This window comes from Achromobacter sp. PD1, from assembly GCF_048541815.1.
Lineage (GTDB): Bacteria > Pseudomonadota > Gammaproteobacteria > Burkholderiales > Burkholderiaceae_B > Achromobacter > Achromobacter bronchisepticus_A.
In genome coordinates, this window is sequence record NZ_CP183349.1 from 118266 (window position 1) to 131781 (window position 13516).

10 protein-coding genes are annotated in these 13516 nt (G+C 63.8%); all 10 read right to left on the reverse strand.

From position 1 onward, the window contains the following. Positions 1-43: 43 nt before the first annotated feature. The 10 genes from ACM1PE_RS00525 to ACM1PE_RS00570 all read right to left on the reverse strand — a co-directional run bounded on the left by ACM1PE_RS00525 (position 44) and on the right by ACM1PE_RS00570 (position 13487). Positions 44-2413, reverse strand: a complete 2370-nt coding sequence (locus ACM1PE_RS00525) for a TonB-dependent siderophore receptor (protein ID WP_419342274.1) — start codon at positions 2411-2413, stop codon at positions 44-46. 225 nt (positions 2414-2638) lie between these two features. Beyond that, positions 2639-3640: a FecR family protein gene (locus tag ACM1PE_RS00530; RefSeq protein ID WP_419342276.1), complete on the reverse strand. Its 1002-nt coding sequence runs from the start codon at positions 3638-3640 to the stop codon at positions 2639-2641. Next, on the reverse strand, positions 3627-4190 hold the full coding sequence (locus ACM1PE_RS00535; RefSeq protein WP_419342278.1) for an RNA polymerase sigma factor: 564 nt from the start codon (positions 4188-4190) through the stop codon (positions 3627-3629). The genes ACM1PE_RS00530 and ACM1PE_RS00535 overlap by 14 nt, the downstream gene beginning before the upstream one ends. Before the next feature lie 1510 nt (positions 4191-5700). Next, the gene (locus ACM1PE_RS00540) at positions 5701-6054 is read right to left on the reverse strand and encodes a helix-turn-helix transcriptional regulator (RefSeq protein WP_419342280.1); all 354 of its coding nucleotides are present in this window, start codon (positions 6052-6054) and stop codon (positions 5701-5703) included. Between the two features lie 388 nt (positions 6055-6442). Beyond that, a complete protein-coding gene (locus tag ACM1PE_RS00545) occupies positions 6443-6823 on the reverse strand; it encodes a RidA family protein (protein ID WP_419342282.1) in 381 nt (126 codons plus the stop codon). 110 nt (positions 6824-6933) lie between these two features. After that, positions 6934-7911, reverse strand: a complete 978-nt coding sequence (locus tag ACM1PE_RS00550; RefSeq protein WP_419342284.1) for a PDR/VanB family oxidoreductase — start codon at positions 7909-7911, stop codon at positions 6934-6936. A gap of 130 nt (positions 7912-8041) precedes the next feature. After that, positions 8042-9373 carry a Rieske 2Fe-2S domain-containing protein gene (locus ACM1PE_RS00555; protein ID WP_419342286.1) on the reverse strand — a complete coding sequence of 444 codons (1332 nt, stop codon included), beginning with the start codon at positions 9371-9373 and terminating at the stop codon, positions 8042-8044. 40 nt (positions 9374-9413) lie between these two features. After that, positions 9414-10616 carry a Gfo/Idh/MocA family protein gene (locus ACM1PE_RS00560; RefSeq protein ID WP_306634173.1) on the reverse strand — a complete coding sequence of 401 codons (1203 nt, stop codon included), beginning with the start codon at positions 10614-10616 and terminating at the stop codon, positions 9414-9416. Between the two features lie 178 nt (positions 10617-10794). Beyond that, positions 10795-12384, reverse strand: a complete 1590-nt coding sequence (locus ACM1PE_RS00565; RefSeq protein ID WP_419342288.1) for a gamma-glutamyltransferase family protein — start codon at positions 12382-12384, stop codon at positions 10795-10797. 23 nt (positions 12385-12407) lie between these two features. Continuing rightward, complete coding sequence (locus ACM1PE_RS00570) at positions 12408-13487, reverse strand: hypothetical protein (protein WP_419342290.1); 1080 nt, start codon at positions 13485-13487, stop codon at positions 12408-12410. Positions 13488-13516 lie beyond the last annotated feature (29 nt).

Consider the following 13516-nt stretch of genomic DNA (forward strand, 5'->3'; position numbering starts at 1 on the left):
TTACCCGCAAGCGCGGGCCCGGCCCCGGCCCGTCCCTGTCCCGCTACCAGTAATAGTTCAGGCTCAGCATCGCCTCGCGCTCCATGCCGCGGAACGTGTACGTGTAGTAGCGCTTGTCGAACACGTTGTTCACGTTCAGGGCGATGCGGTAGCGCGGCGTTTCATAGGCGATGGCAACATCGGCCAGCGTGAAGGCCGGGTTGTATTGCGTGGTGCCATCAGCCGCGGTGTTCAGCGGCGCCTTGCCGCGATAGCGCAAGCCGCCGCCCAGCATCAGGCCCTGCACCTGCTGCGGCCGGTAGTCCAGCCACAGGCTTGCGGTCTGGCGGGCGGTCTGCGTGAGCTGGCGGCCCACGTCCTGCAGGCGGTTGCTCTTGGTCGTGCGCGGATCGACGTAGGTGTAGCCGGCCATCACGCTGAGTTCACGCGACAGCGGAAACTTGGCCTCCAGTTCGACGCCGGTCGAACGCACTTCGCCCGTCTGCACACTGAAACGCGGATGGTCCGGGTCCTGCGTCGTCACGTTGGTCTGGCGGATGTCGAAGACCGCGGCGGTAAAGAGCGCATCGGTGCCGGGCGGCTGGTACTTCAAGCCGACTTCGTACTGCTTGCCCTCGCGCGGCTTGAACGCCGTGCCGTCGAACTGCTTGCCGGTGATCGGATCGAATGCCGTCGAATAGCTGACGTACGGCGCCACGCCGTTGTCAAAGAGATAGAGCAGGCCCACGCTGCCGGTGGTGGCCGAGTCGCTGATGCGCGGTTGCGTGGTGCTGGTCTGGTTGGTGCGCACGAAGTCGCGCCGCAGGCTCACGTTGCCGACCCAGTTGTTCCACTTGAGCTGGTTCAGCGTGTAGATGCCCGTCTGCTTCAGATCCGTGCGCGACGGTTCCAGCTCGGGATACTCGATGTTCTGCCCATAGACCGGTGCGTAGATGTCCAGGTTAGACACATCCCAGCCGAAGCCCAGCGCATCGTTCTCCTTGTAGCGCAGGTAGTCCACGCCCAGCGCAAAGGTGTGCTGCAGATCGCCCCACTTGAAGTCGCGCGATGCGCGGCTGTCGACCGCAAACGTCTTGCCGTTGGTGCGTTGGGCCAGGCTGCCGCGCGTGACCGTGCGACGGTCCTCCAACAGATCCATCGCGTAGATATGCCGGTAGTCGATGTCGATCTCGGAATAGCGCAGGTTCTGTCGCAGGCGCCACCCGTTGTCCGTGTCGTGCTCGAAGGCGTAGCCGATCGACTTCGTGTCGCGGTCGAAGCGGTCGAAATCCGGGTCACCCGCGGCGCGGCTGAGCGGCAGGTCGCCGATCTCCGGATAGGTGTACAGATTGGGCCACCAACTCTTGGGCGTCGCACGCTCCTTGGAGTACGTGCCCAGCACGGTCACCCGGGTCTGATTCGTGATGTTCCATAGGATCGACGGCGCCACGGAGATCCGGTCGTCGCGCGAACCGTCCGTGCGGCCGTCGCTGTCGCGCCCCAGCACGTTCAGGCGATACAGCACCTTGCCTTCAGGGTTGAAAGCGCCACCCAGGTCCGCAGTGAGCTGGCGGCGGTTGTACGTGCCGTAACTGGCGCCGACACTGTTGACGTGATCCGCGGAGGGCCGCTTGGATACCACGTTGATGACACCGCCCGGCCGCCCCTGACCGAACAGCACCGACGCGGGCCCCTTCAGCACTTCAATGCTGTCGAGCTCTTCGATGTTGTCGTTCCACGAGGCATACGTGCCGGTCGACAGCTGCTTCAAACCATCCTTGAAATAGGCGCTGCCGTCGCTGAAGCCGCGAATGACGGCGCCCGTCATCCGCGCATCGCTCGACCCCGATACCTCCGTCTGCACGCCGGGTGTATAGGCCAGCGCGCTTTCCAGGTTGCGCGGCGCCTGCACCTTCAACTGCTCCTGCGTCACGATCGACACCGAACGCGGCGTCTCGATCAGCGGCACATCCAGCTTGCCGCTCTGGCTGGACAGCGCCACGTAGCTGTCCGCCGTTCCCACCGCCACGCCATGCACCGTCACGGGTTCGAGCTGGGCGGAGCCGCCGGACGGCGCGGTCAGCGACACATTGCGTCCATCGCGCTGGAACGCGATGCCGGTGCCCGCCAGCAACCGGCGCAGCGCCTCGTCCGGCGTCAGCTGTCCCGACACCGCTGGCGCGGTGCGGCCGCGCACGGTCTCGGGCAGATAGAAGATCACCAGCGACGCCTGCTCGCCCAACTGGAGCAGCGCATCGCCCAGCGGCTGCGCCGTGATGCTGATCTGCACCGGCGCGGTCTGCGCCACCGCATCGTTGGGCATGGCGCCCCACGCCAACGCCAGGGAAATCGCCAGCGCGCCGCAGGCGCCGTGCGCACCGCGTTTGGCGGCCTTGCGCGCCGCTGCACGCTGCTTAACTTGCTCGTCCATCATCAGTAGAAAATTCCGGTACAACTGCCCGCGCTTTAAGCGCCCGACACCCTTGGCCAAAGGTTGCTTCCTGGGTCGATTCGCTTCGCGCGTACGGCCCATTTCATCGGATAGACGCCGCAGGCCGGAAAAAACCGGAATGATTCTCGATATAATGTTTGAAACAAAATGATTCGGTCTGGCGGCGGTCGCCCTGCGGCTTTCCGCGCGGCCTTGCCCGGGACAGCCCTAACGCGGGGCCAGGACCGCGCCACCCCCGGCGGGATACAGCACGATCACCGGGGCGATGTGAGGCAGCACGTCCAGCACTGATTCAGGCTCGTCGATCGGCAGGGTGCCGGCAACGCGCAGTTGCGCAAGCTTGCGGTCGTCGATCCGCAACGGAATGCGCAGATACCGGTTCAACTCCGCCACCACCTGCGCCAGCGGCGTATCCCGGAACACCAGCCGGCCGCGCTGCCAGGCCGTGATCGCCGCCACGTTTTCGTGATGCGGCGCGTCCAGAGGCGCGCCGGGCGCGTAGCCGGCGGCGTAGCCCGCCGTCAGGTGGCGCGTGGTCCTGTTCCACAATGAGCCCGCTGAGAACGCCACACTGCCCTCGTCCACCGCCAGCGCCACGGCATCCCCCTCGCGGCGGACGTTGAAACGCGTGCCCGTCACCCGCACCTGAGCCGCGCCCGCGTTCACAGTGAAAGGCCGCGCCGCATCGGGGCTGACCGTGAACAAGGCCTCACCCGCTAGCAGTTCGACCTCGCGCCGGTCCGCATACAGCGCGACCTGGAGTTGCGTGTCGGTGTTCAGTTCCACCAGGGAGCCATCGGGCAAGGCCACGCGCTTGCGCTCGCCCCGCGCGGTCGCCAGCGATTGCGTGAAACCGGGCGCGGGCGACCACAGCCGCGGGGCGATCACACCGGCGGCAAGCGTCAAGGCACAGGCGGCCGACAGCCCCACGGCGAACCGGCGGCGGCCCGGCCGTGCGGGGGCCTCATCGGATCGCGCCAGGATCTCGCGCATCTCGTCTTGCGGCAGACTATCCGCCACACGCCACAAAGCCTGCATCGCGCGGTACTGGCGCGCGTGCTCCGGGTCCGCCGCCAGCCACGCGTCGAATGCGCGCCGTTCGGCCTCGTCCAGCGCGCCCAGGCGCTCGCGCGCGAACCAGTGCGCCGCCTGATCGCGCGGCGTCGCAGGCGTGCGGGAGGCGTCCGCGCGGGTATCAGTGCGGGGCATGATCTTGCAACCGGTCATGGATATGGGTCAGCGCGCGCTTCATGTGTTTTTCGACCGTGCTTTGCGTCAACCCGAGTTTCTCGGCGATTTCGGCCTGGGTGTAGCCCTCGAGCTTGTTCCACAGGAACACCTGCTGGCATTTGAGGGGCAGCTCGGACAGCGCCGACTTTAGCGCATCGGCAAGCTGCGCCGCGCGCATCGAAGACTCGGGATCCGCGTCGACGGGATGCTCTGCATCCGTCAACGTGTCCAGGCTCAGCACCTCGCGCCGCGACTGGCGGCGGAACTCGCCATTCAGGCGGTTCTGGCTGGCGCCATACAGATAGGCCTTCGGGTCCAGCACGGCGGATTCGCCATTGCGCAGCATGTTGGCCACGACATCCTGCGCGGCATCCTCCGCGTCATGCCGGCTCGTGCTGCGGCGCGTCCACGTCCCGATCAGCTCGCGGTAATGCGCGAGCCAGCCTTTTTCGGAGGGCGGTGGACGGGACATGGAGAGCAGCGGAGGATCGCAGTCGGAAAGGGCCGCATTATCAATCATGATTCTCATTACGACAAATGAGTTCACGACCCTTTTTGCCGTACGCACCTGCCCTCGCCCGCTTTCCAGTACACAACATGACGTATTCGACCTACCGATTTGCGACCCGTGCCGTGCTGCTGAATGCTGTATTCAAAGCCTTGAGGTCAAGATAGTTGACCCTGCCATCGGACCGTGAACCGCAAAATCAAGCGAAGAGGGGATAGGGACCGTTCAGAGCAATCGGCATTGAACGGCTGGTGTTGGCCGGAAGCAGTCAATCGTGAATGGCTGCTTCCGAATTTTCACGGACGATCGAACCTCGTCAAGGAACATCCACCACATTTCCTGGGGCTGCCATGCAGGCATCTCTTCCTGCCCAGCATAAATTGTGTCCCAAAGTCGTCGTTTCTAACTCACTTGTCCATTCCCTTTACCTATCTTCTGGACTTGCTCCTCAAATCCTCGGGGAAGTGCGGGAGGCGAGGCCCTGCCCGGCGATGCGCTCGCCAAGCTTTCGGTAAAGGTCCGTGCGAAAGCGACGGTGTACTCGTCGTACCTCCAGAATGCTTCGTCCGGGTCTATTCGAACATGCCGGTCGATCCGAGATCTGTGTAATGACCTCGTCGAGCAAAACCGCCGTCGCATCTGCGAGATTTGTGGTCGCCGGGAAGCTGTTCGTTGGCTGTTAACCGACCGGTTGGCGTACCCAGTGAAAGCCCCAAGAGATGTTCTTTTTGGTCTCATCTATCGCAGTGGTTAGCGAGCCTCGTTATGCCAAAGTGCCAGCTTCTCGCGCCAGGATGGAACGCGTATATCTAGCATCTCTTTTTGAAAAAATCTTCTATAACAATGGCCTAGCCGGGCATCAGGGGGCGGAATGGCGCGAAAGTGGCCGACAGACCCAGACTCTCAGACGCGCCGCAATGAAAGGCCCCCTAAATTGTTCCTGTATGGATCTGCACGCTCGAAAGGCTAACAGGTGGTGTCATGACAAAGTGCCACCAAAGTCAGCATCGAGGAACGATATGTACGACATGTGACGGGAAATAAATTCATATATAACAAAGAGTTAAATGGATTTTTTGCTTGGTGTGTTGGGCGCTGCGTGTTGGGGGTAGCTAACTCTGTGGAGTGCATTAAGGGGCAACGATGGCGAGCCCTGACAAGCATTCGACCCCGAATGGGAACAATTTTTGGGGCTTTTTCGCTGGTCCCTGGTTCCCAGCCGTCGGACCGGAACAAATCAGGGGGCCTTTCCGCCGACGAACGAACTCGGGCTTGTCCTGACGGAGGGCAGGCCCAGGTGTCGCTAAACTCTGCGGGTACGAGATGCGGAGGCTGTTTATCTATTTCTGTCGGTGTTCCTCAGGGCTGTTTTGAACGAGTGCGTCTCGAATAGAGATGTTTTTGGCAGTCCACGGACGCATCGCGATCCGTTCGCTCAACAACAGTCTCGGTTGATGGCCATCGATTTGGAGAACTGGTGGCCCCGCTGGTTACGCGCTGTCCTAGCTTTCGCTTTGCGAGGTAAAGGTGACTATCGTTGGCATTCGCCATAGCCGCTTGGGGCTTGATGGCGCATCGAGTGCTCTATCAAGCAGTCGCTGTCATGACGCCGCCGCCGTTGCTCTGCCTTGGTGGGGCGTCCACGCTTTTTTGGCACTTTGTTGTCGGCATTGCCTGCGGAGCGAGCCAATGGCAAAAGACCCGCGGCCGCGGTCTCAGGTTGCCTGCCGAGCCAAGCGCGCACGTCTTCGGGGTGGTAGCGAATAAGGCCACCCAGCTTCACGCATGGGGGCATCGATTCGCCGCGAGTTCGCCGGTTGTAGATGGTCTGGACCGAAATTCCTAGCATTGCAGCCAGTTGCAACGGGGAGAGCAGGGCCTCCATGGGGCTTCCTTCAGTGGCACTGGCACATGCCAGTTCTGAGTATATCTTCAGGCGACGACCATGATGAGAAGAAGGCAGTCTCCGGGAGGCATCGGCAAGCGTACAATCCGGTTCGGCACCATCAGGATTTGACCGCACTTTTACCGCACTGACCGCAGTAAAGTGCGGTAAGTCGAGGTAAGTGACGGTAGGTTAAGTTGCTGATTTATTAGGGAATTCTAAAAATCTGACTGTGGAAAAAGGACCTCAAAACGGACTCTTAATCCGTAGGTCGAGTGTTCGAGCCACTCACAGCCCACCAGAATTCTCTAGTAGTATCAAGCGCATAGCCCACCGGAAACGGTGGGCTTTTTGCTTTCTGGGGTTTTTGACCTATTGGGCCCGCGGCTTAGGCTTCAGCGGTGCACTCGATTTCCAGCAGGAACAGCGGGTTGCCCATCGAGGCCTCGATGGTGGTGCGGGCCGGATAGTTGCCGTCAGGGAAGTAGCTGCGGTAGATCTCGTTCATGCGCGCGAAATCGCTGGCGTTCTTCAGGATGACGTTGGCCTTCACGATTTTGTCCAGGCTCGATCCCGCTGCTTCCAGCAGGGCTTTCACGTTGGCCATCACCTGACGCATCTGGGCGTCGAAATCGTTTTCGGCGATCTGGCGATCGTCGAAGAAGGCCGGTTGGCCCGACACGAACACAAACCCATTCGAGCGCACTGCGGGAGACAGGGGCGCGAGAGGGGGCGTCACCTTGTCAGAACGAATGATTTCCTTGGTCATGATTAGCTCCTTGGGTAATAAGTAGTGGGGGTGCTGCTGGTCGTGAACGCGGCGCCACTGCGCGGTGGCGCGGGATTTCTTCAGCATTCCGGAAGCGTTGGCCGGTGCGCTTACAGGTCGAGCACGAGGCGGTTCGATTTGGCTCCGGAGCAGCAAATCATCATGCGATCATTTTTTTGCCGCTCTTCCTTGCTGAGAATGAGGTCGCGGTGATCGGGCGTGCCTTCGAGGACGCGGACTTCGCAACTGCCGCAGACCCCTTCCATGCAGGAATACGGGACGTCGACGCCCATTTTCATGACGGTGTCGAGTATGGTTGCGCCGGGAGGGACTGTGGCGCGCTTTAGAGTGCGGTTCAAGACGATTTCGAATCCGCCTTCGACGGCAGGAGCTTCAGTCGCGCTGAAGTATTCCGCGTGGACGCGCTCGGGCGCCAGATGAGCGGTGGCGGCTTCGAAATCGGCCAGCATGCCTTGCGGCCCGCAGCAATAGAAGTCGGCGTCGTTGCGGCTGCCGGCAACGAGTTGCCGCAAGTCGAGCGGGGGGCGGCCGGGCTGTTCCGCGGCGAAATAGAAGCGGACCCTGGGCTGCAGCGCCTGCAGGCGCGTGGCGAATGCGGCGTGTTCGCGGTCGAGAGCGGCGTAGTGCAGTTCCCAGGAGCATCCGAGCTGCTCCAGCCGGTGAACCATGCTGTAGATCGGCGTGATGCCTATGCCGCCGGCGATCAGGACGGAGTGCCTGGCGTCTTCGCGCAGGCTGAAATTGTTGCGAGGGCCGCCGAGAGCGATGTCCTGGCCGACTCGCAGTTCCGCGTGGATGTAGCGGGATCCGCCGCGGCCCGAGGCTTCGTGCTTGACCGCGACGAGATAGCGGTCCCGGTCACCTGGCGCGTTCACCGTGGAGTAGCTGCGCGTCAATCCGTTGGGCAGGTGGAGGTCGATGTGGGCGCCCGGCTCGACGGCGGGAAACTGTTGTTCCTGGACGGGGCGGATATCCAGAAGATAGATGCCTTCAGCTTCCAGCTCGATCGAATGGATGCGCGCCTGGAGCTTGGCGGCCGATGCGGCTTGCGGCTTCGGGTTGCTCATAGCCATCGGAGCGTCTCCTGTTGCCTCGCTGAGAGTCTTTGGGGAATGTTGCATGGGCGTAGCCGTATGGCGTGTTTACCGGCGGTGCAGACGAATGCCTGCACCGCCGTGGGAGTCAGCTTTCCGGAGATCAAGTTGCGGCTGTCGTGAGGGGCGTCATGTAGTCGGCATGCTGCTGCATGAATTCATCGAAGTCGGCGATGGGCGACAGCTTGGCGATCCCGCGCACGCCATAGCTGCCGGCATTGGCCGCCGCGGCCGGTTCAACGCCCTGATCCAGGTCTTTGACCAGGCGCATAAGCATGCGCCGCGCGGCCATGATGGGCAGGTCGGATTTGACCAGCCGTTCCGCGGAGCGGTCGACGATGCCAGGGTGGCCGGCCACGCTGAGCATCGATTCCTGCAGGGCGCGGTCCTGTTCATTCACGCCCAGAATCCCGGTGAAGCTGGTGCTTCGCTGCAGGTCGCGATCGATGAGAAAGTCGTTTTCGATGTTGGCCTGGGGCAGGTAGGTGTCGATGACGTACCCATGCGGGAGCCGGAACGTGCCTTTGTCGGAACGGGGCGGGAAGCGTTCGCCGGCCGCTACTTCGGCGAGGGTTTCAGGGGGCAGGGGGCGGTCGGGAGAATAGACATAGCCGAAGCCGGTAGTCGTGTAGTCGTCGATCGGCACCCAGGCGCGGCCGGCCAGAATGGGATCGTTGATGGAGCGCGGCACCGCGCTCCACATTGGCAGCATCCATTGCGTTACGCGCCAGAAGTACTGCCCTTCGTAGTTGCGGCGCGATCCATAGACGAAACCGTAGTCGGTTTCCCGCACCGTGATCTGGGGCGCGCCATCTTGCGCCAGCCGTTGCCAGTCGGGCGAGTTCTTGGTGACGTTGACCCGGCTGTGCAGAAAGCTGATGTGCGAGGTATCGATCTCGCCTTCGGCGGCTTGCAGCCAGTTGCTCCGGTGCAGCCAGCGCGAACACTTGACCTGCTCGTCGGGCAGCGAGACCCATTCCATGCCGGGCAGCGCGGGCTGGCGCTCCTTGGGGCCCATGTACACCCAGATCAGTCCGCCGCTTTCCTGGACCGCATAGCTCTTGATGCTGGCCTTCTGCTTGAGCGCAATGAAGTTGTCCGGCGGGACGATGTTGGGGATGTCCACGCATTCGCCGTTCACGTCGAATTTCCAGCCGTGGTAGACGCAGCGCAGGCCGCATTCCTCATTGCGGCCAAAGTACAGCGGTGCGCGCCTGTGGGGGCAATAGGCGTCCACGATGCCGACCCGGCCTTGGCTGTCGCGAAATGCGATGAGGTCTTCACAGAGGATGCGGATGCGCACCGGCGTGCAGTCGGGGGCCGGCAGTTCGTCGCTGGTCAGCGCAGGCAGCCAGAAGCGGCGGAACAGGTTGCCCATCGGCGTGCCGGGACCGACGGCCGTCAGGATGCGATAAGGGTCTTCGTGCTGGGTCATGACTTATCCTTGGGTTGGCGCAATGAAGAGGGCGCGGGTGTCATCGGACTGGCGAGCAGGGGATGTCTTGCGAGGGGATGGAGATTTCGCGTCCGGATCTCGACGATTCCAGAATGGCGAGCGAGGCGAGAACGGTATTTCGGCCGAAGGCGGCATCGCGCAACGCCGGTTGGGCACCGATGATGGCGTCGTAAAGTTCATCTATGGTGTCGCCCTGGCCATAGGCTCCCCGCCCGGCGTGAGCGGGAACCTGGCGCGGACCATCGCTGCCATAGACGGTGACGCCGTCCGGGCTGGGGCGCAGGTCGCCCCGTTCGCAGGTGGCGATGAAGATGCCGAAATGCGGTTGCTTGCGGCTGTCTTCCGTTGCCGCATAGCTTTGCGCCACCGGCCCGCCATAGCCCAGACGCTGTGTCTTCAGGGCCGCTTCCTGCTCGGGGGAGAGTCCGGCGAGGAGCCGGCGGGAACTGCCGTGCTTCGGTTGCTTGGGGCGCCCGCTTTCGGCGATCCAGAATTGCAGTTCGTCGCTGTCGAAGTGGTCGTAGCCGCTATAGACGAGGGTGGCGAAGACACCGTTGGACAGCGTGACGAAGGCGGCGCAATGGCCTTCGGTCGGGCGCTGGGCGTCCAGTTGTCCCGCCGTCGCGCGCACCGAGACGATGGTGGCGTCGGCGATGACCTTGATCACATCCAGTTGGTGCGGCAACTGGCTAAAGAGGATGCCGCCGCCCTGCGCCGTGTCGAGCTCTTCGGGACGGCGAGGCCGATAGAGATAGTCGGTGTAGTTCCACGCATTGATCATTGCGAGGCGCCCGACCTCGCCGCTCTGGACGATGTCGCGCATGGTTTTCACGACCGGATCGTGGCTGCGTGATGTGCCGACGACGAGCTGGACCTGGCAGCGCGCGGCGGCCTCGACCATTTTCCGGGCGTCTTCATCGTTCAGCGTCAGCGGCTTCTCGACGATGATGTGCTTGCCGCGTTCGGCGGCCAGGACGACGTGCTCGCAATGGTATTGATGGGGAGAGGCCACATAGACGGCATCGAGTTCCGTGCCGTCCAGCATTGCCGCCAGATTCTCGTATGTAGGAATTCCGTAGTCCCTGCCGAAGGCGGCGCGGGTCTCGGGATTGGGGTCGCAGGCTGCGACGATCGCCGCTTTCGGGTGCTGCTTCATGGGGGGAGCCATGAGCACGGAACCGGCGAACCCCAGTCCGCAGATGCCAAAGCGTAGTCGTTCCATCGAGTAGTCACTCCTGTGCAAGCGCGGCGTGGAGAGGCGGTTTCCGCCCGCGGGATTTGCCGTGTCCGTTGATCGATCCAGGCGCGGCCTGACTGCGGCGAGCCTTTGATCGACAATCAAAGTATACTAAATTTCAATTAAGTATACTTTGATTGGAAGGGCCGTCAAGGTCTTTCGCTCACCAGGCGACGGCGTCGGCTTCGCGACGCAGATCCGCGGCGGCCTCCAGCACGCCTTGCGCGTGCACGCGCACGGCCTTTATCGAGCCGAAATAGAAGGGGTGCAGGGAGTCGGTGGCAACGCTGCAACCGGCGGCGCGCAGACGCTGGACCACGAAGGGAGAAAAGCCCGGTTCGCACATGATCTGGCCGTCGCGCGCAATGCTCCAGCGCGGCGCGTCGATGGCTTCGGGCAATCGCATGCCGTCGATCATTGCGTTCGAAATGCACTGCACGCCTGTGGTGGTCTGGCTGACGCCGCCGGGTGAAACGGCGAACAGCACTGGCTTGCCCTGGCGGCTGACAATGTAGGGATTGAGGGTGTGCACAGGTCGCTTGCCGGGGGCCAGGCAGTTATGCCGCATCGGATCAAGGCTGAATTCGCTCAGCCGATTGTTCATCAGCACGCCCGTGGCAGGGTCGACGCAACCGCTGCCGAAGGGTTGGAAGACGCTCTGCAACATGGCCAGCCCATTGCCCTCGCGATCGACCAGGACGATGCCCGCGGTATCGCCCGGGTCGTCCGAGCGCTGGGGCGGCAATTCGTCGCAAGTCCCGAGTTCCTGCCAGGGCCAGGACGCCTCCGGGTCGGCAATGCGGTCGTGCAAGGCGGGCAGGATGGCGCGCGCCTGAAGGATCTGCGCCAGGAGCCTGGGATCGCGGTCCTGGTCGAACCCATAGCGCAGGCGTTGCAGCTGGGCCAACATGAGGGGCGCGACGGAGTTGGGCGGCATGACCGTGGCGCTGAATCTGCCGTAGTCCTGATGGATCGGCTCGCACCAATCGGCGGTGATGCGTTGCAGATCGTCGGCCAGCAACAGGCCGCCGGTCTCGCTGGCAAAGCGGCAGAGCGCCAGGGCCACCGGCCCTTGGTAGAAGCCCGCTTCGCCTTGCGCAGCAATGCGCTCCAGCGTTGCGCCTAGCGCTGCCTGGCGCCACGGCGTGCCGGCCTCGCGGTCCGCCGTGCCGATCAGGAAAGCCGCTTCGAACCCCGGTTGCCGACGGATCTGTGGGCTGGCCAGACGCAGGTTGCGCGCCAGCTCGCTGGAAAAGGGGGCGCCGTCGACCGCCAAGGCGATGGCCGGCTGCAACAGCGCCGACCAAGGCAGGCGGCCGTGGCGGCGATGAGCCTGGGCCCACAGGCGCACCAGGCCGGGCGCCATCCAGCTGCGCGGCCCCCTGGCGTCGATGGCGTCGCCGAAGCGGGCGGGCATGGCCTGCGCCGGCGCGATGCCAGAACCGTTGAGGGCGCGGGTGCGGCCGCTGGCGGCATCGTGGATCAGCATCATGCCGCAGCCGCCCAGCGAGGTTGCGTGCGGGAGCACGACGGTCAGGACGGCGGAGGCCGAGATCATGGCGTCCACCAGAGTGCCGCCGCGCTCCAGTTGCGTGGCGGCGGCACGCGTCGCGAGGTGGTGGCCCGTGGCAACGCCGAAGCGCTGGCCGTAGCGGCTGGCCCGGGGGCGTAGCGGCGCCAGGCGGGTATCGGGGACGGTCGGGCCGGCGGCCCGGGTGGCATCGCGGGTGGATGCGAAGGAGCCGTGGGGCACGGAGTTTCCCTGTGAAGCGAGGTTCAGGCGCGTTCGCGCAGGATGCGCAGATGCGTGGCGGCGCCGGAGGTCAACAAGGCGTGGATGGAGAACTCATCCCGGAGACGGTCGGGGTTCATTTCGATCAGCGCGGCGCGCTCATCGGGGGTGAGTGCGTAGCCGTCGCACCAGGCGGCGGGGTCGGCCAAGTAGCGGCGGGCCGCGTCGGGATCGCTCCGCAGGCGATACAGGGCTTCCACCAGCGGGACACGCTGCGGTGAAAGCTCCGGGTAGATCAAGGCCTCGGGCTGTCGGTCTTCTGTCAGGTCCCACGCCATGACGCTGTAGGTGTGATGCCACGACGGCTCGAAGGTGGCCATGAACGGTTTCCGATTGCCCATGGCGCCGGCGGCGATCAAGGGGGCGCGCAGCTCCAGGTTGCCGCTGCGGTCCAGCGCCTGTTCGTCCAGCGCCAGCAGGCCGGTGAGATTGCCGGCGCGCATTTGCTCATACAGTTGGCGGTCCGTATCCACGTCGGGGGTGGAGTAGTGCTCGGTGCCGGGATAGTGCGACAGCCCGCCGCTGGCGATCAGCAAGGCGCGCCGCCCCATGCGCGACACCGCGCGCGCCAGGGCCTGGCCGAAGGCATAGCAGCGCAACGCGGACGGCTGAGGAGGGATGTAGGCGTTGACGAAGATCGGTGTCATCGGCACATCGCGGCCGAAGCCCATGAATTCGTAGGGAATGGTGAACGCCGTGGGCAGCTTGGCCGACAGGGTATAGGCGAGATCGAAGCTTTCCTGTTCCATCGCCCGCACCAGTCCATAGCCCATGGACGGATCCAGCGTCCATTCGCCGCGGTGCTTGTGCATGCCGTCGGCGCGCGCGGCCGCATGCAGGCAGAACGCCGGGACCGAGTGCGTCACGAAGTGGTCGCCATGGTCGTTTGCAAGCACGATGATGCAATCGGCCTGCAGGGCCCGCAGGCGTTGTCCGGCCTGCTCCATGGACAGGCGCACGCGCCGGACCTGCTCCAGGTCTTCGGTGTCCGGTTGCGACAGGAACTGGGGGGCGTGGGGAACGCAGGCTACGCCCACGATGCCTGGGGTAAGGGGGGAACGCATGGGGTTACCTCGATGGTGAAGTCGGCGGC